We start from the raw sequence: 26,201 nt of genomic DNA, 5'->3' as shown, positions 1-26,201 counted from the left end.
CGATGGACAAGATCAGCACCCGGCCGTGGGATTCGGCCGACCATCTGAAAACCGAAGACGACATGGCCGACTACTTCGAAGCGTGCCTGCAGGAAGCCGGCGACGATCCGGCCTTCATCGCGCATGCGCTCGGCGTGATCGCCCGCGCGCGCGGCATGTCGCAGGTCGCGCGCGACGCGGGCCTGTCGCGCGAAGGGCTGTACAAGGCGCTGTCGCACGACGGCAACCCGAGCTTCGGCACGATCCTGAAGGTCATCAAGGCGCTCGGCCTGCAACTGCACGGCTCGAAAGCGCACGCGTGATGCGCGGGCGCGCACCATCGCGCCCGCTGCACGATACCCGTGGCCGCGTCAGTGCAGCCACCCGGCCGCCCAGCGCGGCACCAGCGACACCAGATACAACCCGAGCCCGATCAGCCCGCCGACCAGCGTGCCGTTGATGCGGATGTACTGCAGATCCTTGCCGATGTTCAGCTCGATTTGCCGCGACATCTCGCGCGCATCCCAGTTGCGCACCGTGTCGCGAATGTGACGCATCAGGAAATCGGCGAAATCCGGCGCCATCTCGTGCACGGCCTTCTCGACGTGCTCGTTCAGCGACGCGCGCAGCGCCGGGCTCTCCGCGAGCCGCGCGCCGAGCCAGCCGCCGAGCGTCGCGGCCTGCCGGTGCAGCGCAGAATCGGGGCGCGCGAGATCGGCCTTCAGCCACGCGCGCAACTGGTCCCACAAGTCGCGCGCATACTCGTTGAACGCATCGCCGTCGCGGATATAGCGCTTGATCTCCTCGCCCTTTTCGATGAACGCGGGGTCGTGCTTCAGCCGCTCGGTCAGCCGCGCGACCGTGCGGTCGAAGCGCTGCCGCAGTTCGTGCTCGGGGTCGGCCGCCACACCTTCGAGCACGCGGCTCACCGCGCTCGCGAGCATCCGCGCGCCGTTCTCGCCGAACCACTGCGTCGGCATGATCTTCTCGACCTTCGGGTATTGCGTCTTCAGCCATTCGACGATGAAGCCCGCGATCACCTCGCGGTTCTCCTCCTTGTCGAGCACGTCGACCACCTGTTCGATCGCGTCGTCGAGCAGCGCCTGGTGACGGCCGTCCTTCGTCAGCGTGTCGAGGATCACGCCGGCCGATTGCGACAGGTCGATCCGATCGATCACCGCACGGAACGCGTCGTGGACGAACGACTGGATCCGTGCGTCGTCGGTCATGTCGAGCGCGAAGCTCATCAGCCTGGTCACGTAGCCGCCGAGCGCGTCCGTGTTCGCCGGCTCGCCGAGCCACGCGCCGAGTTTCTGCGCCGGATCATGCTGGCGGATCTGCGCGGCGAGCGCGTCGGGGCCGAGAAACTTCTCGCGCACGAACACCGCGAGGTTGTCGGCGATCTTGTCCTTGTTCTTCGGGATGATCTCGGTGTGGCGCGACACGAACGGGATCGGCACGCGGCGGAACAGCGCGACGACCGCGAACCAGTCGGCGAGCGCGCCGACCATTGCGGCCTCGGCCACGGCCTTGACGCCGTCGACCCACGGGCCGCGCGGCAACAGGATCGTCGTGACGAACACCGCGACGGCGGCCAGCAGCAGCCATAGCGCGCGGCGCTTGCTGCGTTTCAGTTCGAGGGATTTGTCTGGCGTCATGGGCAACCGGCAAGGCAGGCAATGCCGCCAATATGCACCGAGTCGGCGGCCGCCGCCAAATGCCCGGCCCTGTTTCGATCGCCGTCCGGGTCCCGGCCCGGTCGGCCGCCGGCCCCATGACCGGCTTCCGCCCCGTCGCTCGAACGTTACAGAAACGTCTTCAGGTTCACCGCCAGATCCGCGAGTTTCACCGGATCCGGCACCGCCCCCGCCGCGATCAGCCGGCGCGATGCGCCGATGTCGCGCCCCAGGTTCGCCGCGGCCACCGCGACGATCCTGCCGTCGTCGCCCAGCCCGAACACCGTGAACGGCCCGCTCGCCGGATCGCCGCGCACGACGGTCGTGCGTTCGCTGCCGAACAACCCGAGCATCTGCAGGTTGCAGTCGTACTGATCGGACCACAGCCACGGCAGCTCGGCATAGGTCTCGTCCGCGCCAAGCACGTTCGCGGCCGCGACGGCCGGCTGGTTTTCGGCCACCTGCCACGATTCGATCCGCACGTGACGCCCGAGCAACGGATTGAAGTGCATCGTCACCTCGCCCGCCGCGAAGATCGCGGGGTCGGCCGTGCGGCAGCCCGCGTCGACGCGTATCCCGTTGTCGACATCGAGCCCGGCCGCCTGCGCGAGTTCGACATTGGGCACCACACCGATTCCGACCACGACGATGTCGGCCGGCACGTCGCCGCGGTCGGTCTCGACGATCGCGCCGCCGGCCGGCGCGCGACGAATCGCACGCGGCAGCGTCGCCATCTGGAAGACCACGCCACGCGTGTCATGCAACTGACGCGCATACGCGCCGACCACATCCGGCAACGCACGCTGCAACAAGCGGGGCGCCGGATCGATCACCGTCACGTCGCAACCGAGCTGACGCGCCGCAGCCGCGACCTCGAGGCCGATGAAACCGCCGCCGAGCACCGCCACGCGGCGCCCTGGCGAAAGTTGCGCGCGCAACGCACGTGCATCTTCAACCGTGCGGACGTAATACGGCGTGACACCTTCGTCGACTGCCCCGCCGAACATGCGCACCCGCGAGCCCGTCGCGAGCACGAGCCGCGCATAAGGCAGCGTCGTGCCGTCGTCGAGCCGCACGCGCCGTGCATCCCGCTCGATCGCGTCGACACGCGTGCCGAGCCGCAACTCGATGCGCTGCGCGTCGTACCACGCCGCATCGCGCACGAACGCACGCTGCTCGCCGCCGTCGCTCAGCAGCGCATCCTTCGACAGCGCGGGCCGGTCGTACGGCAGTTCGCGCTCCGCGCCGATCATCACGATGCGCGCCGCGGCGTCGCGTTCGCGCAGCGCTTCGGCCGTGCGCCGCGCCGCGTGGCCCGCGCCGACGATCACGAACGGATCAGCCGACATTGACTTCCACCTGCCCGTCGACGATCCGGATCGGATAGACCCGCACCGGCTCGGTGATCGGCGCGCATTTCGGCGCGCCGGTGCGGATGTCGATCAGCCCCTGGTGCAGCGGGCATTCGACGCAGCCGTCCTCCACATAGCCTTCGGACAGCCGCGCATGGCCGTGCGTGCAGAGGTCGTGCATCGCGAACAGTTCGTCGCCGATCCGGAACACGGCAATCGGCTTCTGGCCGGCGACGCGCGCCGCCGGTTCGTCTTCGGAGAATTCGTCGAAAGCGCCGAGCGAATGCCACTCGGCCAGCGTTGCTTCGGTCATGTCTTTTCCTTGCTTCTGCGTCAGATCGGGGTGGCAAGCAGCGTCTGCACGCGCGACGTGTCGTAGATCACCCGCTTGGTCTTGTATCGCAGCCCGTCGGGCGTGCGCACGACCGTGTCGTAATACTTGCCGGCCTGGTACACATTCGATTCGCCGTTGCTGCGCGTCTGCACGACGACGTAGTTGCTCTCGGTGTCGATCTCGCCGTCGCGCTCCGCGATGATCGTCAGACCCGACGTCATGTGCCGGTACGTGTGCTCCTCGAAGATGTTCGCGTGCCGCAGCGACACCACGCGATCGCGCAGCATCCGCTGGTTCGTGCAGTGGACGATCCCGACCGGCAGCCCGAGATCCGCGTTCTCCTTCGGCACGATTTCGTACGTGCAGTCCTCGGTGAACATTTCCGGCCAGTGTTCGAGCCGGTCGTTGTCGAGGTGCCCGATATAGCGGTTCTGGAGCATGTAAATCTCGAACCACGTCTTCATGTCTTCCGTCATTTCGCGCTCCCGCTTCAATAGCCCATCAGCTTCTGGTAGCCGACCCAGAACTTGCGGATCAGGCTTTCGGTGATCACCGTGTCCTGCTGGTCCGGATTGCCGCGCGACATCTCGATCACCGACGTCGCATCGCCGTCGCGCACCGTGCCGCGCTGCACGAGCTCGGTCGCCTCCGTGTCCTCCATCGAGATGTAGCCGGCCGGCCCGACGAGGTTCGCCTGCTTGATGCGCAGCGCGCGCAGTTCCGGCGTGTCGTCCACGTAGCCGAAGAAGTGGAAGATCAGCTCGAAGTTGTCGGGGCCCTTCGGCAGGATCTGCCGCGCAACCAGCGTGTTGTGGATCTGCTGGATCACGAGCTGCGGGAAGATCGGCTGGATATGGTTCGTGCAGTCCTCGTCGTATTCCGACACGAGATCGAGGATCGATTCGTCCTCGAGGTGGAAGCCCTCGTCGAACGAACGGATGTTCTGCTGCTTGTACGCGGCCGACGTGTCGTCGCCCGTCTTCGTCACCGTGATGATGCTGTGCAGCCCGTGGTTCGCATCCGGAATCGAGCGCGCCTTCATCCCGACGCGGAAGATGTTGAAGGTCGTATGGAACAGGTGCAGCATGCTCGCGTGATACGGGTCCTTCACGTTCTCCATGTACAACTTCCAGTTCGACTTCGAATACTGGCGCGTGCAGCCGAGATACTCGATCGGCTTGTGGAAGATCCGGTCGATCCACGGGCGCATCTGCTCGCCGAGATAGTCGGGCAGCGGCATCACGTCGTCGCTGAAGGTCGCGAACACGAGCCCGCGGTAGCTGTCGACGCGCAGCTTGCGCAGCCCGTGCTGCTTCGGGTCGAAGTCGGCCGGCATCCCGGACATCCCCTTCTGGCCGCGCCGGAACGGCACGCCGAGCAGGTTGCCCTGGTTGTCGAAGCTCCACTGGTGATACACGCACGTGTGCGAACTCGCGTTGCCGCGCGACTTGCGGCACACCTGTGCGCCGCGGTGCGCGCAGCGGTTCACCCACGCGGACAGCGTGCCGTCCTCGGTGCGCGTGACGACCACCGGCGTATCGCCGACGAACGTGCTCTTGAAGTCGCCGGCGTTCGGGATTTCCGCTTCCAGCGCGACGAAGTTCCATGTCGGCCCGCGGAAGATGCGCTCCTGCTCGCGATCGTAGACCGCGCGCGAGCTGAACACCTTGTACGGCACGCGCGAGCCGTCGTCGTGCGGAAAGGTCACGTCGGATGCGTCGCCGCGCGCGGCGAATACGACGGGCGATTCTGTCTGCTCCATGTCGGACTCCTTGTCCATCCGTTTCGTTGAATGCATGGAGCCCATTTTTGAAAAGCTAATATTCGCCGTCTATCCGGAAAGTGCGATTGCGGCGGCGCAATATCCACTTTCGGCGGATTTCTGCGCTAGCATGGCGGCACACGCGTCCCGGCGCACGATCGCGACCCATTCGTCGGATCGAAGCGCGCGTCGCTCATACAAAGGCTGAGGCCCATGTCCCCAACGTCGTTCGAGCCGGTCGCGCTGCGCGCGCACCGGCTGTTCGAATCCCGCGATCTCGACGAGACGCGCGAGCGGATCTCGCGCGTGATGCAGCCGCATGCGCTGCTGCCGAACGGCCGCGTGCAGGGTGCGTCGCACATGGATTTCGTCAAGCTCGGCGGGCTCGGGATCGGCACGATCGCATTCGGCGACGCGATGCGCGTGCAGGTCGACGCGGTCGACGGCTATTACCTGCTGATGTTCTGCCTGTCCGGCCAGGCCGAGGTGCGCGCGATGGGGCGCCAGCTCGGCGTCGACGGCCAGACCGGCGTGCTGTGCGCGCCCGGCGAGCGCTTCGACGCGGTGCTGTCCGCCGATTGCGAGCAGTTCGTGCTGCGCATCGACGCGGCGACCGTCGGCTCGCTGACCGGCGACCCGCGCGCGATGCTCGATCCCGTGCTGCACATCAGCGACGCCGCGCTCGCCGCGTGGCGCCAGCAATTGATGTTCGTCGCACGCTCGCCCGAACTGCTCGAACGCGCGAACGCGAACCCGCGCGTCGGCTCGCAGCTCGAGCACCTGCTGATCGACCTGCTGATCGAAGGCCATCCGCCGTCCGTGCTGCATGCGTCGCACCGCGACCCGGCGCCGGGCTTCGTGCGGCGCGCGCAGGAGTTCGTGAACGCGCACTACACGCAGCCGCTGCAGCTCGCCGATATCGTCCAGGCCGCCAACGTGCCGGAACGGACGCTGCGCGACGCCTTCCTGCAGTTTCGCGGGATGAGCCCGATGCAGTACCTGCGTGCGACGCGGCTCGACCATGCGCGCGAGCTGCTGCGCGGCACGGCGTCCGCCCGGCGGATCGCCGATGTCGCGCTCGATTGCGGGTTTACGCACCTCGGCCGGTTCGCGATCGCGTACCGGGAAAAGTTTGGCGAGTCGCCGTCGGAGACGCTCGACGGGAAGCGGTAACCGTTGTCGCCATGCTTGCGCACCGCGCGACGATTTGCCGGCCGGCTGTGACATGAGCCGGCACGGCATCGCATCGGGCTGCCCTCTCCGAATTCACCCGCGCACGCTGAAACACGCCGTTAGTTGCAATTCATAGCGTAAGGACGATCGTTACGCCGCCGGCACGATCATTTCCCGCGCAATCGCGCAGAACGCGGCCGTGGCGGCGCTCTCGCCGTGCAGCCGGCGGCTCATGATGATCGGCGACGTCGCGGCCGGCTCCGGCAGCCGCCGGTAGACGACCCCCTTCACACGCACGCCCTCCACGCTCTCCGGCACCAGCGACACGCCCACCTGCGCGGCGACGAGCCCGAGCGCCGTCTGCAGCTCGCGCACCTCATGAACGGCCGCCGGCACCAGCGCGCCGTCGCGCAGCGCGGATAGCTGCTGATCGGCGAAGCTCGGCCGCGGCGTGCTCGGATAGACGATCAGCGTCTCGTTCGCGATATCCGCGAGCGCGAGCGGCCGGTCGGGATCGGCGAGCGGATGCCCGACCGGCAGCGCCGCGATCAGCTTTTCCTCGATCAGCGCCTCGCGCACCAGTTGGTCGTCATCGAAACGCAGGCGGCCGAACCCCACGTCGATCCGCCCGCCCTTCAACGCGCCGAGCTGTTCGAGCGTGAACATTTCGATCAGCGACAGCTCGACGTCCGGCTGCGCCTCGCGAAACGCGCGGATCACGTCCGGCAGCGCGCCGTACAGCGTCGACGGCACGAAACCGATCACGATCCGTTCCGACAGCTGCGCGAGCCGCCGCGTCAGCGGGCCGAGCTCGTCGGCCTGATCGACGAGGCGCTTCGCCTGTGCATAGAACACCCGCCCGGCATCGGTCAGTTTCAGCGGTCGCGCACCGCGCTCGAACAGCGGCAGCCCGATCTCGTCCTCGATCGCCTGGACCTGGCGGCTCAGCGGCGGCTGCGTCATGTGCAGCCGCTCCGCCGCCCGCGTGATGTTCATTTCCTCGGCGACGGCGATGAAGTAGCGGAGCTGACGCAATTCCATTTCATGCCTCAAAGGTATGGAAGTAGTCGGAAAGAGTGTTGGACGACGCGGGGCCGGAATTCCTACCATGTGCACCAACAGGAGGAATCGCATGATAGCAACTGCCGCCACCATCGAACGCATCGAGACGCTGCTCGTCGACGTGCCGACGATCAGGCCCCACAAATTGTCGGTCGCCACGATGAATTGCCAGACCCTCGTGCTGGTCCGTATTCGATGCACGGACGGTATCGAAGGCGTCGGCGAGGCGACGACCATCGGCGGTCTCGCGTACGGCGAGGAGAGCCCCGAAAGCATCAAGGTCAACATCGACACCTACTTCGCGCCGCTGCTGCAGGGCATGGACGCCACACGCCCGGGCGCCGCGCTGGCACGCGCGCGCAAGCTGTTCCAGGGCAACCGCTTCGCGAAGTGCGCGATCGAGACCGCGCTGTTCGACGCGCAGGCGCGCCGCCTCGGCGTGCCGCTGTCCGAGCTGTTCGGCGGCCGCAGGACCGATGCGGTGGACGTCGCCTGGACACTCGCGAGCGGCGACACGCAGCGCGACATCGCGGAAGCCGAGGCGATGCTCGACGCGCGCCGCCATCGCGCGTTCAAGCTGAAGATCGGTTCGAACGCGGTCGCCGACGACGTCGCGCACGTGGTTGCGATCAAGCGCGCGCTCGGCGAGCGCGGCGACGTGCGCGTCGACGTGAACCAGGCATGGAGCGAAACCGATGCGATCTGGGCCGGCGCACGGCTCGCGGAAGCCGGCGTGAGCCTTGTCGAGCAGCCGATCGCCGCGACCAATCGCGCGGGGCTGAAACGCCTCACGCAACTCGCACAGGTGCCGATCATGGCCGACGAGGCGCTGCACGGCCCCGTCGATGCGTTCGCGCTCGCGCAGGACCGCGCGGCCGACGTGTTCGCGGTGAAGATCGCGCAATCGGGCGGCCTGCAGGGCGCGGCGAGCGTCGCGTCGATCGCGGCGGCGGCCGGCATCGAACTGTACGGCGGCACGATGCTCGAAGGCGCGGCCGGCACGATGGCGTCCGCGCAACTGTTCAGCACGTTCGACTCGCTGAAATGGGGCACCGAGCTGTTCGGCCCGCTGCTGCTCACCGAGGAAATCCTCGTCGAGCCGCTGCGCTACCAGGATTTCAAGCTGCACCTGCCGGCGACGCCCGGCCTCGGCATCACCTTCGACTGGGCCCGCATCGAGCGGATGCGACGCGACGCCCGCTGACCCCACACGACAACCGAAACCGGAGACACAGATGAACAAGCAAGCCATCGACGCCCTGCTGAAGACCTTCGACGACGCCGCGGAAAAGCCCGGCAACCCGCGCGTGCGCGCGATCGTCAACCGGATCGTGAAGGACATCTGCTACACGATCGAGGATTTCGACGTGCAGCCGAGCGAGTTCTGGACGGCCCTCAACTACCTGAACGAAGCCGGCCGGGAATTCGGGCTGATCGCCGCGGGTCTCGGCCTCGAGCGCTTCCTCGACGTGCGGATGGACGAGGCCGAGGAAAAGGCCGGCATCCAGGGCGGCACGCCGCGCACGATCGAAGGGCCGCTGTACGTCGCCGGTGCGCCGGAATCGGTCGGCCATGCGCGTCTCGACGACGGCAACGATCCGGGTCAGACGCTCATCATGCGCGGCCAGGTGCTCGGCAACGATGGTGCGCCGATCGCGAACGCGCTGGTCGAGGTGTGGCACGCGAACCATCTCGGCAATTACTCGTACTTCGATCAGTCGCAGCCCGCGTTCAACCTGCGCCGCTCGATCCGCACCGATGCCGAAGGCCGCTACAGCTTCCGCAGCGTGCTGCCGGTCGGCTACAGCGTGCCGCCCGGCAGCAAGACCGAGCAGTTGCTCGACCAGCTCGGCCGTCACGGCCATCGCCCCGCGCACATTCACTTCTTCGTTTCGGCGGACGGTTATCGTAAGCTGACGACGCAGATCAACATCGAAGGCGATCCGCATCTGTGGGACGACTTCGCCTTCGCGACGCGCGACGGGCTGATCCCAGCGGTCAAGCAGGCCGAAGGCGCGGAAGGCAAGCCGTATGGTGTCGACGGCCAGTTCGCGCTGATCGACTTCGATTTCTCGCTGCTCAAGGAAAAGCAGGACGTGCCGGGAAGCGAAGTCGAGCGGGCCCGCGCGCAAGCGTGAGCGGCCTTCCCGTTCGACGAATCGATAACGCAAGGAGTACAGGATGCTGTTTCATGTGGAAATGACCGTCCGTCTGCCGACGGACATGGATCCCGTCAAGGCGGCGACGCTGAAGGCGGAAGAAAAGGCGATGTGCCAGCGCCTGATGAACGAAGGGATCTGGCGGCATCTGTGGCGGATCGCGGGGCAGTATGCGAACGTCAGCATTTTCGATGTCGAGAGCGTGCAGCAGCTGCATGATTTGCTGAGCCAGTTGCCGTTGTTTCCGTATATGGAGATGGAAGTGCGGGCGCTGTGCCGGCATCCGTCTTCGGTGCGGGAAGACGATCGGTAAATGAAGGTGAAGCGCGCCGTTACCAAACGGCCGCGAGATGCACGACAAGGGCGGCCGGCGATCTTCTCGCCGGTCGCCCTTGTCATTTTGCAGCGCCGCGTTCAGGTATCGGCACGCATCACGACGATGCGCCGACGATCATTGCTCGCACGCCAGATGCGCGGCAAATCCCACCGTCCCCGGCGCGATCTCCGTCTTCAGCGTCAGCGCCGGAATGTCATAGTCGCCCGCATTCTGCCGCCGGAACGGAATCGGCTGCGCGGTCCACAGCTCGTCGAGACACTTGCCGAGCGCCGCGCGCGTTTCGTCGAAGCGCGCTTCGTTCATCCTGCCCGTCCGATAGATCACGAACGGCGGCAACACGTCGAACCCCGGGTAATAAAGAATGCCGTGCTGGATCGGGAACAGCACGTCGTCGATCGGTCCGTTGATGCCGCGCGGGCTGTAGTGCGATTCCCACCCGCCCGCCGTGACGATCACCATCGCCCGCTTGCCGGCCAGCGAGCCTTCGCCATAGCGATTGCCCCAGTGCGTATCGGAATGCTCGCCGACCCCATACGCAAAGCCATACGCATACACGCGCTCGACCCAGCCCTTCATGATCGCCGGCATCGAGAACCACCACAGCGGAAACTGCAGGATCACCGCGTCGGCCCACTTCAGCTTGTCCTGCTCGCGCGCGATGTCTTCGCGCTGCGTACCCGTCGCGAACGCGCGCTTCGAATCGAGCGACGGATCGAAGCGCGCGTCCGGCACACGCTCGGCCACATCGTTCGCATCGAACGCCGCCTTCCAGTTCATCGCATACAGGTCGGTCACCTGCACCGTGTGGCCGGCCGCCTCGAGATGCCCGACGGCAAAGTCGCGCAGCGCACCGTTCAGCGAACGCGGTTCGGGATGGGCATAAACGATCAGCACATTCATATTCGTCACTCCGTTGATTGAATGACTGCAGGATGCCGCGGCCAAAGGTATATTTGAAATGAATTCCTGATATTCCAGTTATAGCCATGAACAATCTCAGACGACTCGACCTGAACCTGCTCGTGACGCTGGACATGCTGCTCGCCGAGCACAACGTCACGCGCACGGCCGAAAAACTGAACATGTCGCAGCCGTCGGTCAGCGTGCAGTTGCAGAAGCTGCGCGACCTGTTCGGCGATCCGCTGCTGCTGCCGGGGCCGCGCGGGATGCGGCCGACCGCGCGCGCGGAAGCGCTGCGCGAGCCGCTGCGGGCCGCGCTCGACGCGGTCGAACGCGCGGTGATCCCCGCCACGCCGTTCGATCCCGCCATCGCGACGAACACATGGCGCGTGGCCGCAACCGACTACGGCGAATCGACGATCGTGCTGCCCGCGCTGAACGCACTGCGTTCGGCCGCTCCCGGTACGCGGCTCGCCGTGGTCGAACTCGTGCCGCCGCGCATCGAGCAGGATGCCGAACGAAACGGCATCGACCTGGCATTCCACACGACCGAGGGTTCGCCGGCAGGCATGCGGCGCCTGCCGCTGTTCGTCGAGCGATACGTGCTCATCGGCCGCGCCGGTCACCCGAAGCTGAAGCGGCGCCCCACGCTCGCGCAGTTCGGCACGCTCGAACATGTGATCGTGTCGCCCGACGGCGGCGGCTTCTTCGGCGTGACGGACGAAGCGCTCGCGAAGGCGGGCGCCGCGCGGCGCGTCGTGCTGTCCGTGCCGCATTTCCTGTTCGTGATGTCGGCCGTCGCCAGCACCGATCTCGTCGCGATGCTGCCCGAGCGGCTGGTGCGCGACGTACCCGCGCTGCGCGTGGTGGAAGCGCCCGTCGACGTGCCCGGCTACGAGATGTCGATGCTGTGGCACGAACGCGTGCACCGCGATCCGGCGCATCGGTGGTTACGGGAGACGATTGCGGCATCGGTCTGACACGCCGGTGGCGGAATGGCTGCCACCTGCTGTCATCGGGGGCTTGAAAGTACGCCGAACACTGTATATATTTACAGTGTTTCTGCGTCATTTGACCCGAATTCCGTCATCCGAGACGGTCTTTAGTGAGGCGACCATGTTCCAGTCATCCGCATTCGATCCCGAGCAACCCGGCTTCAATCCCGTCCACTTCGAGCGCGCCGCGCAGCGGGCGGTCGTCGATCTGCAGCGTGTCGCGGGCGGCCCCGCGCAGCGGGCGCTCGGCCTGCGACGCCGCACCCATCCTGCCGCCGTCCGCACGATGAGCTGGCAGGCGCTGCTGAACGTCGAGGAACTGGCATTCTCGAATGCCGGTTTCCTGAACCGCAACGATCCGACGGTCGTCGACGCATTCATCCGGCTGCGCGACAGCCGGCTGGTCGCCGCGGACGTCGAGGAGCCGGTCGACTGGCGCCGCGACGACGACGACCTGCCGGCCATCTACCTGATCGTCAAGGCGATGCTGGAAGCGGAAGAGGAAGAACGGGCGGAAGCGGCCTGAGCCGCGCCGGCCGGCTGCGGTTTGCCGCGATCGCGCCGCCGCATTGCGTGGTGGCGCGGTACATGCCGTTCAATGCCGTCCTGCGCGCGCCCATCGGCGCATCGGCGCATCGGATCGCAAGCCACGGGCCGTCGCGCCGGCAGACCGCCGCCGCGCGACGAACCTCGCAACGAACATGGCAACGACCACCCGTTACAGCCGCGCCGCGAGCCGAGCGCCCTGATCGATCGCGCGCTTCGCATCGAGTTCGGCGGCCAGTTCCGCGCCGCCGATCAGGTGCACCGAGCGCCCGGCCGCCTGCAGCGGCGCGAGCAGCGCGCGCTGCGGCTCCTGCCCGGTGCAGAGCACGATCGTGTCGGCTTCGATCACCTCGTGATCGGTGCGCTGCTCGCCGTACGACACGTGCAACCCGCGCGCGTCGATCAGCTCGTAGTTCACGCCGCCGATCATCTTCACCTGCTTCATCTTCAGCGTCGCGCGGTGAATCCAGCCGGTCGTCTTGCCGAGCCCCTTGCCGAGCGGCGCGGCCTTGCGCTGCAGCAGCGTCACGTCGCGCGCGGGCGCGGCGACCTGCGCGCGCGTCACGCCGCCGCGCGTCGCGGCCGGGTCGGTCACGCCCCACTCGGCCTTCCACTCCTCCAGATCGAGTGCCGGCGACTCGCCGTCCTGCACCAGATATTCGGCGACATCGAAGCCGATCCCGCCCGCGCCGACCACCACGACCCTGCGGCCGACCGGCTGCCTGCCCGCGAGCACGTCGATATAGCTGAGCACGTTCGGCCCGTCCTGCCCGGGGATCTTCGGGTCGCGCGGCGCGACGCCGGTTGCGAGCACGATCTCGTCGTAGCCGCCCGCGATCAGGTCGCTCGCGTCGACGCGGCGGTTCAGGTGCAGGTTCACGCCGGTCAGCTCGACCTGGCGGCCGAAGTAGCTCAGCGCTTCATGAAACTCTTCCTTGCCCGGAATCCGCTTCGCCATGTTGAACTGGCCGCCGATCTCGGCTGAGCCGTCGAACAAGTCGACCTGATGGCCGCGCTGCGCGAGCACGGTCGAGCACGCGAGCCCGGCCGGCCCCGCGCCGACCACCGCGATACGTTTCGGCTGCCGCGCGGGCGTGTATTTCAACTCCGTCTCGTGGCACGCGCGCGGATTCAGCAGGCACGACGCGATCTTGTTCTTGAACGCGTGATCGAGGCACGCCTGGTTGCAGCCGATGCAGGTGTTGATCTCGTCGGCGCGGCCCTGCGCGGCCTTGACGACGAACTCGGCATCCGCAAGCAGCGGGCGCGCCATCGACACCATGTCCGCGCAGCCGTCCGCGAGGATCTGTTCGGCCACTTCCGGGCGGTTGATCCGGTTGGTCGTCACGAGCGGAATGCCGACCTCGCCCTTCATCTTCTTCGTCACCCACGCGAACGCGCCGCGCGGCACCGACGTCGCGATGGTCGGCACACGCGCCTCGTGCCAGCCGATCCCCGTGTTGATGATGGTCGTGCCCGCGCGCTCGACGGCCTTCGCGAGCTGCACGGTTTCGCTCCAGTCGCTGCCGTCCGGAATCAGGTCGAGCATCGACAGCCGGTAGATCAGGATGAAATCGCGGCCGACCGCTTCGCGCGTGCGCTCGATGATCTCGATCGGCAGCCGGATGCGGTTCTCGTACGAACCGCCCCACGGGTCGGTGCGCTTGTTCGTATGCATCGAGATGAACTGGTTGATCAGGTAGCCCTCGGAGCCCATGATCTCGACGCCGTCGTAGCCGGCTTCGCGCGCGAGCTTCGCGCAGCGGACGAACGCGCGAATCTGCCGCTCGACGCCGCGCGCGCTCAGTTCGTGCGGCGCGAACGGCGAGATCGGCGACTTGATCTTCGACGGCGCGACCGCGAACGGGTGATAGCCGTAGCGGCCCGTATGCAGGATCTGCAGCGCGATCTTGCCGTCCTCCGCATGCACGGCATCCGTGATCTCGCGATGCCGCCGCGCGGCGGCCGACGTCATCAGCGTGCCGCCGAACGGCTTGGTCCAGCCGGCCACGTTCGGCGCGAAACCGCCCGTCACGATCAGGCCGACGCCGCCGCGCGCGCGCTCGGCGAAATATTCGGCGAGCCGCGGCAGTGTCTTGCGGCTGTCCTCGAGGCCCGTGTGCATTGAGCCCATCAGCACGCGGTTCTTCAGTGTCGTGAAGCCGAGATCGAGCGGCGCGAGCAGGTGCGGAAAGGGTGTGGTCATGATGATCCAGCCAATAAGCGATGCTTGCCATCGTAGGCGCGCGCCGCCTTGAACGTGAGGGGGCAAACAGCCATAATGCTTGTCATTTCCGGCCAATACGACATGACCTCCCCGCTCGCCAAGGACCGCCTCGGGCTGCGCCGGCCGACGATTCCGGTCGCCTATCCGCGCCTGCTGCTGCAGGCGCTGGCCGCACGCGGCGTCAGCCTGGCCGCCGTGCGCGCCGGTACGGGCCTGCGCGATGCGGTGCTGGCCGAACCGGACGCGCGGGTCGCGCCGTCGCAATGGGGGCGACTCGTGCTCAATGCGATCGAGATCGGTGGCGATCCGGGCATCGGGCTCGCGTTCGGGCTGCTGCTGAAGCCGACCGTGCACGGCTTTCTCGGCTATGCGACGCTGACCGCGCGGGACATCCGCGAAGCGCTGTCGGTCACGCAGCGCTACTTCCGGATGCGCAACCGCCAATATCGGCTGACCTATGCGGAAGACGAACGCGGCGCGACGCTCGAACTGCATGGCGTGCAGGCCAGTCCCGTGCTGCAGCATCACGTGATGTTCGAATTCGTGCTGACCGGGCTCGCGCAGAACATCTCGCAATGGGCCGGGCGCGCGTCGCCGCCGATCGCGCTGCAATTCGCATGGCCGGAGCCCGCCTATTTCGCGCGCTATCGCGACACGTTGCCGCCGGTCGAATTCGGTTGCGCGGCAAATGCGCTTTGGATTGCGCGGGAGGTGCTCGACTGGCCGCTGCCGCTCGCCGACGAAGTCGCGCACCGGCAGGCGCTCGTGCAGGTCGAGCACGAGTATGCGCAGGTGCGGCAGGAGGAAGGCGATCTGGTCGAACGCGTGCGCGCGGAGCTGGCGCGCCGGGCCGGCGATTACCCGGGGCCGGAAACGCTCGCCGACGCGCTGCTCGTGTCGACGCGCACGCTGCGGCGCCGGCTGGAGGAAGCCGGTTCGGGCTATCGGCAATTGCTCGACGAAGCGCGGTTTCGCGACGCGAAGCAGTTGCTCGCCGCGTCGGATCTCGACCTGAAAACGATCGCCGAGCGACTGCAATTCACCGACCCGGCGAATTTCACGCGCGCGTTCCGACGCTGGGCCGGGCAGACGCCGAGCGCTTATCGGGAAGCGGCCGCGGGCACACCGGTGCGCGAATAACGCCGAGCCGGCAGCAGCAGGGGCGCGGCTGCGCGCAGATTTCAGTGCATGCGCCGGGCAATCCGCCACCCGGCAATACGGGACGGTCGACCAAAAGCGTTGGCGTATGATGGGCGCCACATCAAAACGACGTCGCGCGAATCGGCGCCCGCTCCGACCCATGCCCAATCGCACCACCCTGATCGAGGCCACGATCGACTGCGTCGATACCAACCTCATCCGAGTCAAGGCCGATGTCAGGAAGACCCCGCCATACCGTTTGACGATGCAGGAGGTCTGCTACTTCGTCACGGCCAGCGACGTCGACGCGGAAGCGTTCAAGCAGATCGAGAAATTGAGGCCCGGCATGTCGGTGCGCGCCTGCACATTCGAGCATCGCGGCCGTCGCCGAATCGCCTGGATCAGGAGCGGCAAGCTTGCCGTCGCGCCCTACGACTTGGTCGCGCAAAAGCGGCGGAACCTGTCGCTGCTTGCCTGGGCGTCGTGCCTGCTCGTGCTGAGCCTGGCTATCGCCGCCGCGGCACTTCATTCTGGTTGGGCATTCGTCTCGGCACTGGCCACCGTCGTGGCCATCATCAGTCTGCTGGGCAACCTGCTCGCCATCGGAGGCTTGTCCGACCTGATATTCCAGCCGCAGCGACGCGAAGCCCAGGATAGCTGGCTATGTGAGCCGTCCGGTTTCGACGTGGAGCGGAGCAGCCCATGACGAACCACGCCATGCAGACCATATCCGGCCGCGTAACGGCAATCGGCCAGCAATCGATCGAGACGAAAGTCTGGAGCAACAACCTGGGCGCGACCACGCAAAGTATCGAGGAAATCACGCTCCAACTCGATTCGATCGCATCCCCTCTCGTGTTCAGGACCAACCGGACGACGCGCCTGTTCATCGCCGATGGCGATCGATTGAATGTCGCCTATGCCGGCGACCAGGATCGCCAGATCGTCTACGGTATCCGCAACGTGACCGACGGTTCGGCCTATCTGCTGCGCCCTGCCAAAGTCGCCAGCGCCCGGATCGACCTCGTCGTCATGCTCGGTTGCGTGGTTGCCGCCGCCGTGGTCAGCGGGATCGTATCGGCGGTGACGCTCAGCACAGACTCGATGCTCGACGTGTTTGCGCTGATCAGCGCGAGTGCCATCGGCTTGTGTGTACTGAGTGCGCTCCTGCGCATCCTGTTCGGCGTGATCCTGTGGCCCGAAATACGAAGACTGGCGCAGCCGGGCGGCAAACGAGAGATGAATGCAGCAGCCCAGGCCCTCTCCATCACGCAGGAAGAAACCCGGCACGTACGCTTCATCTGACCGGGTCAGGCGCGGCCACGGTGCAGGCGAACGACGCTGCGCGCCCCGGATTACATCGCCTCGGTCGCCACCCGACTCACCGTCGGCGCGCACCGCTCGTTCAGGTCAAACCGGATCCGCCCGAACGCGTATCGTCGCCCAGATGAATCCGCGCGCCGCCGTCGCCCTCGCCTGCCTCGATCGACACGTCACCCGTCGCCGCGACGATCGCGTCGTACACGTCATCGGTCACGCACACCACCGGCACCGCGATCGCATACAGCTCGGCAGCCACGATCGCGCCGATCGAGATGATCAGGTCGCGCTCCTTCAGCACGATCGCGACCGGCCCCGTGCCGTTGCGCACGGCTTCCGCGAGCACGCTGCTGCTCGAACTCGACCCCTTCGCGTGCGGCATCACCATCACCTTGCCGGCGAGACTCGCGCCGGCCTGCGGATGCCCGCGATCGACGATCCTGCCCGCGCCCGAATCGTAGCCGCCCCAGAAGCTGAGCGGCTTGTCGAGCACGAACGGGCGCGCGCATGCGCTGCCCGGTACGAGCGTGTCGCCCGTCAGCATCTTGCTTGTCGCTTCAGTCATCGAATCGCACCTTTCCTTCGTATGCCGAACGCACGCATTCGCGCATGCTGCCGTATGCGACCGTCACGCCGATGTTCGCGGGCGCATACGACGCCCATTTCCCCGAGTTGGTCATCACCAGCCCCGACAGTTGCTTCATCACCGGCGTGATGTACGTGCAGGTATCGACGACGATCTGGATGCCGCGCGCGGCGAACTTCTCCGCGAGGCCGGCTTCGTCCAGTTCCCACAAAATGAAGCGGCTCGTGTTCACGTAGAAATCGCAGGCCGGCTTGCCGTCGAATGCGTCGAGCAACATGTCGAGCGTGCGGAATTCGGCCAGCGAGAAATGCGGCGTGCCGAGCGCCACCGCGACGAGTGCGTCGCCGGCCGCGCCGTGGTTCAGCGTGCGGCGAATCTCGTCGAGATCGGCCATCGCGACATCGACCGTGCGTTGCGCCGCGTGCCCGTGCAATGCGGCGTCGAGCGTCGGCGCCTCGGGCGTCACGCCCACCGCATGGAACAGCGCGACGGCGCCGCTCGACGCGGCGGCCGCGCCGAGCGCCTTGAGTTCGTCTTCGGTGGTGTCCGCCGGCAGCCCGACGATCGCCGGCACGACCGCGCCCGCGATCTTTCCGACAGCCAGGCCGAGCGCGGCGAAGTAGATGTCGCGCGACGGCAGGCGGCTGAAATCCGGCGCGTTGAACACGATTCGCGCGGCGCGGTTCGCTTCGACATGCAGCCCCGCATACGGCGCACGCCCGGTGATCGCGGCGGCCAGGTCGAGAAAATCGCCGTACCGGCTCGTGCGCGCGCCGAGCACCGAGTTCGCGAACACGATCGCATTGGATTCGGCCCACGCGATCTGTTCGCCTCTCGCGGGACGGCTCTTCAACTGATATGGCGCGCAGGTGAAGCTCGATTCGCAGCCGAGCTGCAGATGCGCATCCATCAGGCGCTGCGCATCGCGCTGGATCGTGCGGTCGCCGTGGTACAGCTCGGGATGGATCAGGTCGAGCGACCCGACGTTCAGCGTGGTCGGCACCGCGACCTGCGCGCCCGTGTCGACGAAATACTCGACGAAGTCGAGACTCGTCTGGCCGTGGTACAGACAGCCGTCGATATGGGCAGACGTAATGTCGATCAGGTGCGGCGCGGACATCACTTGCGCCGTGCGCGCGACGATCCGCATCGCGCGCGCAACGCCGTCGCCGAAATCCCCGCGCAACATTGCGTCGTCGCGGTCACTCAACTGCAGCATCGGTTGCTCCTCGTGACTCGGGCCGGCGGCGCGCCGGCCCGTGAAATCCGTCAGAGGACTCTACAACTGGAAGTAAAAACTGTCCAGATGACCGTCGATCCGGATAATCTTAAAACCAATTTCCATGACTGAACGCCGTCGAGGCAGCCGATGGCTCGAATTTCGATCCAGTTCGCTGCCTATTCGTCTAGCGCTCCGCAGTCAGGCTGAACAGTTCATCGCGCAACGCCTTCGCGCGTCCCTGGCCGAACTGCGTCTCGAATTCGTCCTGCGCGGCCTGCCACGCCACCAACGCCCGCGCGAACGTGCGTTCGCCGAGCTTCGTGAGACTCAGCGCATGCGCGCGCGCATCGTGCTCGGACGCGGCCGTCGCGACAAAACCGTCGCGCTGCAGCGGCTTCAGCGCGCGCAGCAGCGTCGTGCGATCCATCACGAGCGTATCGGCGAGTTCGCTCATCAGCAGGCCGGGCCGGCGCTTCAGGTTCGACATGATCGAGAACTGCGCGGGCGTGACGCCCACCGGGGCCAGATGGCGTTCGTACAGTTGCGTGACGAAGCGCGCCGCCTGACGCAGCGCGAGGCAGTTGCACGCTTGGGCAATCGAGAGGTCGTTCATGCCTGGCAATTTATATGTGCATATGCATAAAGTCAATGTACACTCCGCCGTAACGAGGCTGGGGGCGCGAGGCTGGCGCCCCGCCATCGCGTCAAGGAGACGGACATGGACTACATCGACAAGCTGCGGATCTTCCGGTCGGTGGTGGAAATGCGCAGCTTCACGCGCGCCGCCGACATGCACGGCCTCGCGCGGCCTGTCGTGTCGCGCGCGGTCGCGGATCTGGAAGCGCGCTTCGGCAGCCGGCTGCTGCACCGGACCACGCGCCAGGTGTCGCTGACCGAAACGGCCGAACGCATCTACGAGCGCTGCGCGGCCGTGCTCGACGAACTCGACGCGCTCGAAGTGGAAGCGCAGACACAGACGCTCGAGCCCGAAGGCCTGCTGCGCCTCGTCGCGCATACGACGGCCGCGCTGAACCGGCTCGTGCCGCTAATCGCCGGCTTCAAGAGCGCGCATCCGAAGGTGCGCCTCGACGTCACGCTGACCGAGCGCCCGGTCGATCTCGTCGGCGAAGGCTACGACATCGGCATCGTCGTGCCGTACATGCTGACGAGCGAGACGACCGTCGTGCGGCTGGTCGAACGCATTCCGGTCGTGATCGTCGCGACGCCCGCGTATCTGAACGCACACTCGCGACCCGAGACGCCGGCCGACCTGGCCGATCATCCGTTCGTGCCGATATCGCCGTCGCTGCGCCGGCCCGCGTTGTCGTTCCGCATCGACGGCGACACGCTGACCGTCCCGTTCCGTTTCGACATCTCGTCGAACAGCCCCGTCTTCAATCGCGAAATGGTGATGCACGACTTCGGCATCGGCGTCGTGCCGAAAACGCTCGTCGAAGCCGAACTGGCATCGGGCGCGCTCGTGCAGTTGCTGGCGAACGCCGATCTCGTCGACGCGTTCGTCGAGATCAAGCTCGCGTATGCGAACCGCGCGCTGCTGCCCGCGAAGGTGAAGGCGTTCATCGACTACACGGCCGCCTATTGCGACCGCGAAGGCTGGATTGTTCCGGCGGCGGCCTGATCCGGCGCGCAAACGTGCCGGCCTGACGCCGATTGGTACAGCCACGACACCAATCTGATCCCGCCCCACCCCTCGCTTCGCGCGGCCTTGCCGCCTAACATGTGTACATGCACAAGACCACGCTCATTGATGACGATTGCTTCGCGGTCCGGCAAGCCGCCCGCCGGATCTCGCAGTTCTACGAGCGTTACCTGTCGCGGGCGGGCGTCACGCCGTCGCAGTACAGCATTCTCGCGCTGCTGCGCGACCGGCCCGGCCTGACGATGGCGGCGCTGTCGGCCGTGCTGGTGATCGAACGCACCGCGCTGCTGCGCGCGCTCAAGCCGCTCGTCGGCGCGGCGCTGGTGACGGGCCGGATCGAGCCGCCGCAGCGCCGCCAGACGTTCGCGCTGACCGCGCACGGCGAAACGAAGATCGCCGATGCGCACGTGCACTGGCTCGCCGCGCAGGAAGCGTTCGAGCGGCGGTTCGGGCCGGCGCAGGCGGCCCGCCTGAGAGACGAATTGTTCCGGATCACGCACAACCTGCCGGAACGCTAGCCCTTCCCCGATCGACGACATGCCGTCGATCGTTTTGATAAGTGCATATACATAGGTGAATCGATGGATACGACCCAGGCCGCTGCCTCCTCACGCGAAGCAGCCACAATCGACCCGCCCGCGAAGCAGCAACGCCGTGTGCCGTGGATGCGCATCGCGGTAAGTATCGTCGTCGTCGCGGTGGCCGCGGCCGCGCTCGACTGGCTGTTCGTGCTGCGCTTCCAGGAGAGCACCGACGATGCGTACGTCGGCGGCGACGTGACGGTGCTCGCGCCGAAGGTCAACGGCTTCGTCGACAAGATCCTCGTGACCGACAACCAGCGCGTGAAAGCCGGCGACGTGCTCGTCCAGCTCGATGCGCGCGACTACGATGCGAAGCTCGCGCAGGCCGCCGCCGAAGTCGACAGCGCGCGCTCCGCCGTGACCGAACTCGAAGCGAAGCAGCAACTGCAATTCGCGGTGATCGGCCAGCACGCCGCCGACAAGAACGCTTCGTCGGCCGAACTGACACGCGCCGCATCGGACCGCGTGCGTTACCGCGAGCTCGTGAAATCCGATGCCGTGTCGAACCAGATCGTCGAGCGCGCGGACGCCGATTATTCGAAGGCCGGTGCTGCCGTCGAACGCAGCGACGCCGCGCTGCTCGCGTCGAAGCGGCAGCTCGACGTGCTCGGCGCGCAGCTCGCCGATGCGCGGGCCCGCGTGAACACCGCGCTTGCCGCGCAGCGCGTCGCGGCGCTCAACGTCGAATACACGACGATCCGCTCGCCGGTCGACGGTTACGTCGGCAACCGCACGGGCCGCGTCGGGATGCTCGCGAACGTCGGCGTACCGCTGCTGACGGTCGTGCCGGCTTCCGGGCTGTGGATCGACGCGAACTTCAAGGAAGACCAGCTTCGCAAGATGCGCGCGGGCGATCGCGTCGACGTGTCGCTCGATGCGTCGAGCACGCGCCTGCACGGCCGCGTCGATAGCGTCGCGCCCGCGACCGGCGCGACCTTCAGCGTGCTGCCGCCCGAGAACGCGACCGGCAACTTCACGAAGATCGTCCAGCGCGTGCCCGTGCGCGTGCATCTCGATGCGCAGCCGGGCCTCGAACACGTGCTGCGCCCCGGCCTGTCCGCGGTCGTGACCGTGCATACCGACCACGCGCACTGAGCGGGAGCCGACCATGACCACCGCGTTTTCCGGCGACCCTGCGTCGCAACCGACCAGGCAGCGCGTGTTCGCGTTCGCGCTGATGTGCGTCGGCTTCTTCATGGCGACGCTCGACATCCAGATCGTCGCGTCGTCGCTGCGCGACATCGGCGGCGGGCTTTCCGCGAGCCAGGACGAGCTGTCGTGGGTGCAGACGGCCTACCTGATCGCCGAGATCATCGTGATCCCGATGTCGGGCTGGCTGTCGAAGGTGATGTCGACGCGCTGGCTGTTCGTCGCGTCGGCCGTCGGCTTCACGATCACGAGCATGCTGTGCGGGCTCGCGTGGGACATCAACTCGATGATCCTGTTTCGCGGGCTGCAGGGCGCGCTCGGCGCCGCGATGATCCCGACCGTGTTCACCACCGCGTTCGTGCTGTTCCCCGGCAAGCAGCGGCTCATTGCATCGACGACCATCGGCGCACTCGCGTCGCTCGCGCCGGCGATCGGCCCCGTGATCGGCGGCTGGATCACCGACCAATGGTCGTGGCACTGGCTGTTCTACCTGAACCTCGTGCCGGGCATTGCCGTGGCCGCGCTCGTGCCGCGCTACGTGCACATCGACGAACCCGACCTCAGCCTCATCAAGCGCGGCGACTATCTCGGCATCGTGCTGATGTCGGGCTTCCTCGGCTGCCTCGAATACGTGCTGGAGGAAGGCCCGCGCAAGAACTGGTTCGGCGACGACGCGATCGTCATCTGCGCGTGGATCTCCGGCATCTGCGGCTTCCTGTTCATCGTGCATGCGCTGACCGCAGAAGATCCGGTCGTCGACCTGCGCGCGCTCGCCGTGCGCAACTTCGGGATCGGCAGCCTGCTGTCGTTCGTGACCGGCATCGGGATCTTCGTGACCGTGTTCCTGACGCCGCTGTTTCTCGCGCAGGTGCGCGCATTCAGCTCGCTGCAGATCGGCATCGCGCTGCTGTCGGTCGGCGCGTTCCAGTTGCTCGCGCTCTGTGCGTATGCGTTCGCCGCACGCTACTTCAGCATGCGCGCGCTGCTCGTGTTCGGACTGATCTGCTTCGGCCTCGGCTGCTATCTGTACACGCCGATCACGCACGATTGGGGCTGGCGCGAGCTGCTGCTGCCGCAGGCGCTGCGCGGAATCGGCCAGCAGTTCAGCGTGCCGCCGATCGTGACGATGGCGCTCGGCTCGCTGCCGCAGTCGCGGCTGAAATCGGCGAGCGGCCTGTTCAACCTGATGCGCAATCTCGGCGGCGCGATCGGCATCGCGGTGAGCGCGACGATGCTCAACGACCGGCTGAATTTTCATTACCTGCGCCTGAACGAGCACGTGAGCGCCGGCGAGCCGCAGGTCGCATCGCTGCTCGATCAGCAGGCTGCGTACTGGGGAGCGGTCGCCGGCAATACGCTGAATACCGCGCAAGCCGGGCTCGCGAACCTGCATCGGCTGATCTATCGCGAAGCGCTGACGCTCACCTACGCGGATGCGTATTACGCGCTGTCGCTATGCTTCGTCGTCGCGCTGATCGCCGTCGTGTTTTCCAAACCCATTACCTTGAACGCGCCGCCGCCGGACGCGCACTGACGCCGAGATCATCATCATGAAAAAGCTACTCGTCGCGCTGGCTGTCAGCGCATTCGCCGCAGGGTGTGCGGTACAGCCTGCCCAGCATCCGGCGCTGAACGAATCCGTTCAGACGCTCGCGCCCACCGCCTGGGATACCGACGTGCCGCGCGCGGATATCGACGCCGCCGCATGGTGGGCGCAATTCCACGATCCCGTGCTCGACCGGCTGATCGCGACCGTGCTCGCCGGCAATCTCGATCTGCAGGCGGCCGCCGAACGCGTGAAGCAGGCGCAGGCGCTGACCGTGCAGAAGCGCGCGGCGCTGCTGCCCGAACTCGACGCGACCGCGCATGCGGCCGACGCACGGCAGAACACGCCGCCGCCGCTCGGTTATGTGCGGCAGGCTGGCGCCGGGCTCGCGCTGAGCTGGTCGCCCGATGTGTTCGGCGGCGAACGGCTCGATCTGCTCGCCGCGCAGGCCGAACTGGTCGGGCAGAAGCATGCGGAGGATGCGATGCGGCTCGCGCTCGCGGCCGATGCGGCATCCGCATATGTCGATCTGCGCTGGGCGCAGCAGGAGTTGAAGATCCTGCAAGACAACGCGAAGATCCGGCAGCACGCGCTTGAACTCACGCGCAAGCGGCAGGCGTTCGGGCTGTCGACGGAACTCGACGTCACGCGCGCGCAGAACCAGCTCGATGCGCTCGAAGCGCGAATTCCGCCGACGCAGGCGCAGATCTCGCATCAGCTCAATCTCATTGCCGTGTATTCGGGGCGGACGCCGGAGGCGGTCGATCGGCTCGTGTTGGTGCAGGCGGGCGAGATTCCTGCCCCGCCGGTTGGGGCGCCGGGGACGTTGCCTTCGCAGGCATTGCTGCGGCGGCCTGACGTGCTGACTGCTTATGCGCAGGTCGAGCGGCGTGCGGCTCAGGTGGGGGTTGCCAAGGCCGAGCGGTATCCGAAGTTTTCGTTGAATCTGACGGACGGGATTCTGGCTGCTTCTTATCTCGGGTTGCCTACGTTGACGGACAATCTGTTCAGCGCGGCGTTGAGTGCGACGAGCCCGATCTTCAACGCGGGGCGCATCACCGCCGATATCTCGCAGAGCGAAAGCCGGATGCGCGAGTCGGAACTCGGGTTAAGGCAGACGATGCTGCAGGCGTTGCGGGAAGTCGAGGATGCGCGGGCGAATCTCGTCAGTTCCGATGAAGCGACGCGGAAGCTCGATAGCGCGCTTGCTGCGTCGGACAAGGCGCTTGGGTTGGCGAATCAGCTTTACAAAGGCGGGGCGACGGATTTTCTGGATGTGTTGTCGGCGCAGGAGGTGTATCTGCGGGATTCGGATTCGCTCAATCAGCTCAAGCGCGAGCATGCGCTGGCGGCGGTTGCGCTTTATCGGTCGCTTGGGGGTGGGTGGAGCAGGAACGATGCGGCGGGTGGGCCGGAGGTGGAGGCTGTGGCGAAGAATTGAAGGCTGAATGGATGCGGGGTGAAAAAGCCATCAGACGTTGAATAGCAGCTTAAACGCCCGACAAACCCGGCTTGATACGGTATTGGCCGACGTCGCTGGAGACGAAGGCCGATACGGCATAATGCACAGCCCTCTTCTGCATAGCCGGAATCCAGAATTCAGCCATGACTATTCGACTCCTTTTTGCCCCCATCAGTCTGATAGTCACCACATTCGTCACGGCCGCCTGCGCACCTGTGACAGCCTGGAACGGCGGATCCATCGGCGACACCCGATTCCGCATGACCGACAAACCATGCGCCACGCGCTGTTCGGCGCGCCCAGACTCGGAATCGTTCCCGCTCAGTCAGGTTCGCCACGGCATCGACCTCTCCACCGGCGGCCTCTTCGGCCCCGAGGCTATCTCGCTGGTTGATCTGGATGTCGGCACGCTGTCGTTCGTGGAATTCGATGTTGATCTCGTGAATGGCAAGCGGAGGACAACCGTCATCGATCGCGGCGACATCGCACTCGGTGCCGACGACCTCGCGCAGATCGGCGCTACCGCCAATTCCATCTGGACGTCGCCGATGCGTGTACCGACTGCCCGAGTCGGACTGGACGGCTTTTGGTCGATCACCGTGTTCAACGGCGCAAACCAAAGAAGTGAAACCGGGATGGGGGATATCGGTGGTGCGGGCCGCTTGCTCAGCACAACGCTATACAAAATCCAGATGACGCAAATGCCGTACTTCTTCGTGCAGAACCGTCGTCGGTATTTGATGTGGTCGTGCTACCAGGATGCATCGAAGGGGCACGCCAGCGCTCCGATGCCGCATCTTCGTACGCCGGGATATTCGGGGGATGACGTCGAAGATATTCCGCAGTCGTTTCCCATCCCGCAATCCGACCCGCTGCGGTTCCGTTTTGACGTTGGAGACCGGCAATCGACATGTGCAGATATCAGGCGTGTGCTGGCTGTGCAGACCCGTTGAAGATGAGCGAACGACAACTTCATCCCGGCTATTGAGATGAGATTGCCGTCCGTTGTAGCTGCCCGCGATGGGCAGCAAAG

The 26,201-nt window shown here is 66.4% G+C and carries 27 protein-coding genes; 16 read left to right on the top strand and 11 right to left on the bottom strand.

Translation table 11 applies throughout. The features are described 5' to 3' along the window. Positions 1-2 precede the first annotated feature (2 nt). Positions 3-302 carry an addiction module antidote protein gene (locus BFF94_RS01195; protein ID WP_039344756.1) on the top strand — a complete coding sequence of 100 codons (300 nt, stop codon included), beginning with the start codon at positions 3-5 and terminating at the stop codon, positions 300-302. Between the two features lie 48 nt (positions 303-350). Here BFF94_RS01195 and BFF94_RS01190 read toward each other — a convergent pair whose 3' ends face one another. From BFF94_RS01190 to andAc, 5 genes are all read right to left on the bottom strand, one after another. Further along, positions 351-1,637, bottom strand: coding sequence for a DUF445 domain-containing protein (locus tag BFF94_RS01190; RefSeq protein WP_128842252.1), 1,287 nt, complete (start codon positions 1,635-1,637; stop codon positions 351-353). A 146-nt stretch (positions 1,638-1,783) separates the two neighbouring features. Further along, positions 1,784-3,004 (bottom strand): anthranilate 1,2-dioxygenase system ferredoxin--NAD(+) reductase, encoded by a 1,221-nt coding sequence (gene andAa / locus BFF94_RS01185; protein ID WP_128842253.1) that lies wholly within the window; start codon positions 3,002-3,004, stop codon positions 1,784-1,786. Beyond that, positions 2,994-3,320, bottom strand: a complete 327-nt coding sequence (gene andAb, locus BFF94_RS01180; RefSeq protein ID WP_128842254.1) for an anthranilate 1,2-dioxygenase ferredoxin subunit AndAb — start codon at positions 3,318-3,320, stop codon at positions 2,994-2,996. Before andAb ends, andAa begins: the two co-directional genes overlap by 11 nt. 20 nt (positions 3,321-3,340) lie before the next feature. Continuing rightward, a complete protein-coding gene (andAd, locus tag BFF94_RS01175; RefSeq protein WP_128842255.1) occupies positions 3,341-3,817 on the bottom strand; it encodes an anthranilate 1,2-dioxygenase small subunit AndAd in 477 nt (158 codons plus the stop codon). Between the two features lie 14 nt (positions 3,818-3,831). Next, a complete protein-coding gene (gene andAc, locus BFF94_RS01170; protein ID WP_128842256.1) occupies positions 3,832-5,103 on the bottom strand; it encodes an anthranilate 1,2-dioxygenase large subunit AndAc in 1,272 nt (423 codons plus the stop codon). Between the two features lie 213 nt (positions 5,104-5,316). Here andAc and andR point away from each other — a divergent pair, with 213 nt between their 5' ends. Then, positions 5,317-6,276 (top strand): anthranilate 1,2-dioxygenase regulatory protein AndR, encoded by a 960-nt coding sequence (gene andR, locus BFF94_RS01165; RefSeq protein ID WP_219138861.1) that lies wholly within the window; start codon positions 5,317-5,319, stop codon positions 6,274-6,276. A 150-nt stretch (positions 6,277-6,426) separates the two neighbouring features. Here andR and BFF94_RS01160 read toward each other — a convergent pair whose 3' ends face one another. Beyond that, positions 6,427-7,317, bottom strand: coding sequence for a LysR family transcriptional regulator (locus BFF94_RS01160; RefSeq protein ID WP_128842257.1), 891 nt, complete (start codon positions 7,315-7,317; stop codon positions 6,427-6,429). Between the two features lie 91 nt (positions 7,318-7,408). Here BFF94_RS01160 and BFF94_RS01155 point away from each other — a divergent pair, with 91 nt between their 5' ends. Genes BFF94_RS01155 through catC form a run of 3 tightly spaced genes read left to right on the top strand, consistent with a single transcriptional unit; the run spans position 7,409 to position 9,810 of the window. Beyond that, complete coding sequence (locus BFF94_RS01155; protein ID WP_128842258.1) at positions 7,409-8,542, top strand: muconate/chloromuconate family cycloisomerase; 1,134 nt, start codon at positions 7,409-7,411, stop codon at positions 8,540-8,542. A gap of 31 nt (positions 8,543-8,573) precedes the next feature. Continuing rightward, positions 8,574-9,476 (top strand): catechol 1,2-dioxygenase, encoded by a 903-nt coding sequence (catA, locus tag BFF94_RS01150; protein ID WP_128842259.1) that lies wholly within the window; start codon positions 8,574-8,576, stop codon positions 9,474-9,476. Between the two features lie 43 nt (positions 9,477-9,519). Further along, positions 9,520-9,810 (top strand): muconolactone Delta-isomerase, encoded by a 291-nt coding sequence (gene catC / locus BFF94_RS01145; protein ID WP_021157297.1) that lies wholly within the window; start codon positions 9,520-9,522, stop codon positions 9,808-9,810. Positions 9,811-9,948: 138 nt separating this feature from the next. Here catC and BFF94_RS01140 read toward each other — a convergent pair whose 3' ends face one another. Further along, complete coding sequence (locus tag BFF94_RS01140; RefSeq protein ID WP_128842260.1) at positions 9,949-10,734, bottom strand: NAD(P)H-dependent oxidoreductase; 786 nt, start codon at positions 10,732-10,734, stop codon at positions 9,949-9,951. An 86-nt stretch (positions 10,735-10,820) separates the two neighbouring features. Between BFF94_RS01140 and BFF94_RS01135 the strand changes: the two genes are divergently transcribed. Both BFF94_RS01135 and BFF94_RS01130 read left to right on the top strand, forming a co-directional pair. Further along, the gene (locus BFF94_RS01135) at positions 10,821-11,714 is read left to right on the top strand and encodes a LysR family transcriptional regulator (protein WP_219138860.1); all 894 of its coding nucleotides are present in this window, start codon (positions 10,821-10,823) and stop codon (positions 11,712-11,714) included. Positions 11,715-11,850: 136 nt separating this feature from the next. Continuing rightward, on the top strand, positions 11,851-12,255 hold the full coding sequence (locus tag BFF94_RS01130) for a DUF2471 family protein (RefSeq protein ID WP_128842393.1): 405 nt from the start codon (positions 11,851-11,853) through the stop codon (positions 12,253-12,255). Positions 12,256-12,447: 192 nt separating this feature from the next. On the opposite strand, the gene BFF94_RS01125 is transcribed toward BFF94_RS01130, so the two are convergent. Further along, positions 12,448-14,481 (bottom strand): NADPH-dependent 2,4-dienoyl-CoA reductase, encoded by a 2,034-nt coding sequence (locus BFF94_RS01125; RefSeq protein WP_219138859.1) that lies wholly within the window; start codon positions 14,479-14,481, stop codon positions 12,448-12,450. Between the two features lie 75 nt (positions 14,482-14,556). Here BFF94_RS01125 and BFF94_RS01120 point away from each other — a divergent pair, with 75 nt between their 5' ends. From BFF94_RS01120 to BFF94_RS01110, 3 genes are all read left to right on the top strand, one after another. Next, a complete protein-coding gene (locus BFF94_RS01120; RefSeq protein WP_219138858.1) occupies positions 14,557-15,642 on the top strand; it encodes an AraC family transcriptional regulator in 1,086 nt (361 codons plus the stop codon). A gap of 160 nt (positions 15,643-15,802) precedes the next feature. Continuing rightward, a complete protein-coding gene (locus BFF94_RS01115) occupies positions 15,803-16,348 on the top strand; it encodes a hypothetical protein (protein ID WP_246637200.1) in 546 nt (181 codons plus the stop codon). Continuing rightward, the gene (locus tag BFF94_RS01110; protein ID WP_128842390.1) at positions 16,345-16,947 is read left to right on the top strand and encodes a hypothetical protein; all 603 of its coding nucleotides are present in this window, start codon (positions 16,345-16,347) and stop codon (positions 16,945-16,947) included. The genes BFF94_RS01115 and BFF94_RS01110 overlap by 4 nt, the downstream gene beginning before the upstream one ends. A 100-nt stretch (positions 16,948-17,047) precedes the next feature. Here BFF94_RS01110 and BFF94_RS01105 read toward each other — a convergent pair whose 3' ends face one another. The 3 genes from BFF94_RS01105 to BFF94_RS01095 all read right to left on the bottom strand — a co-directional run bounded on the left by BFF94_RS01105 (position 17,048) and on the right by BFF94_RS01095 (position 19,383). Then, positions 17,048-17,527, bottom strand: a complete 480-nt coding sequence (locus tag BFF94_RS01105) for an aconitase X swivel domain-containing protein (RefSeq protein ID WP_128842389.1) — start codon at positions 17,525-17,527, stop codon at positions 17,048-17,050. Next, complete coding sequence (locus BFF94_RS01100; protein WP_128842388.1) at positions 17,520-18,767, bottom strand: aconitase X; 1,248 nt, start codon at positions 18,765-18,767, stop codon at positions 17,520-17,522. The genes BFF94_RS01105 and BFF94_RS01100 overlap by 8 nt, the downstream gene beginning before the upstream one ends. A gap of 187 nt (positions 18,768-18,954) precedes the next feature. After that, entirely contained in the window at positions 18,955-19,383 is a 429-nt protein-coding gene (locus tag BFF94_RS01095; protein WP_128842387.1) for a MarR family winged helix-turn-helix transcriptional regulator, read from the bottom strand. Positions 19,384-19,488: 105 nt separating this feature from the next. On the opposite strand from BFF94_RS01095, the gene BFF94_RS01090 reads away from it, so the two are divergent. The 6 genes from BFF94_RS01090 to BFF94_RS01065 all read left to right on the top strand — a co-directional run bounded on the left by BFF94_RS01090 (position 19,489) and on the right by BFF94_RS01065 (position 26,121). Next, positions 19,489-20,409, top strand: a complete 921-nt coding sequence (locus tag BFF94_RS01090; protein ID WP_128842386.1) for a LysR family transcriptional regulator — start codon at positions 19,489-19,491, stop codon at positions 20,407-20,409. Positions 20,410-20,516: 107 nt separating this feature from the next. Continuing rightward, on the top strand, positions 20,517-20,948 hold the full coding sequence (locus tag BFF94_RS01085) for a MarR family winged helix-turn-helix transcriptional regulator (protein WP_128842385.1): 432 nt from the start codon (positions 20,517-20,519) through the stop codon (positions 20,946-20,948). A gap of 63 nt (positions 20,949-21,011) precedes the next feature. Then, a complete protein-coding gene (locus tag BFF94_RS01080; protein WP_128842384.1) occupies positions 21,012-22,106 on the top strand; it encodes an HlyD family secretion protein in 1,095 nt (364 codons plus the stop codon). 13 nt (positions 22,107-22,119) lie between these two features. Continuing rightward, a complete protein-coding gene (locus BFF94_RS01075; protein WP_128842383.1) occupies positions 22,120-23,694 on the top strand; it encodes a DHA2 family efflux MFS transporter permease subunit in 1,575 nt (524 codons plus the stop codon). 16 nt (positions 23,695-23,710) lie between these two features. Continuing rightward, a complete protein-coding gene (locus tag BFF94_RS01070) occupies positions 23,711-25,147 on the top strand; it encodes an efflux transporter outer membrane subunit (RefSeq protein ID WP_219138857.1) in 1,437 nt (478 codons plus the stop codon). Positions 25,148-25,311: 164 nt separating this feature from the next. Then, on the top strand, positions 25,312-26,121 hold the full coding sequence (locus tag BFF94_RS01065; protein ID WP_128842382.1) for a hypothetical protein: 810 nt from the start codon (positions 25,312-25,314) through the stop codon (positions 26,119-26,121). Positions 26,122-26,201 lie beyond the last annotated feature (80 nt).

Origin of the sequence: Burkholderia catarinensis (assembly GCF_001883705.2) — a bacterium.
GTDB lineage: Bacteria > Pseudomonadota > Gammaproteobacteria > Burkholderiales > Burkholderiaceae > Burkholderia > Burkholderia catarinensis.
The sequence above is the reverse complement of the archived record's forward strand: the minus strand, read 5'-3'. Positions and strand labels throughout refer to the sequence as shown.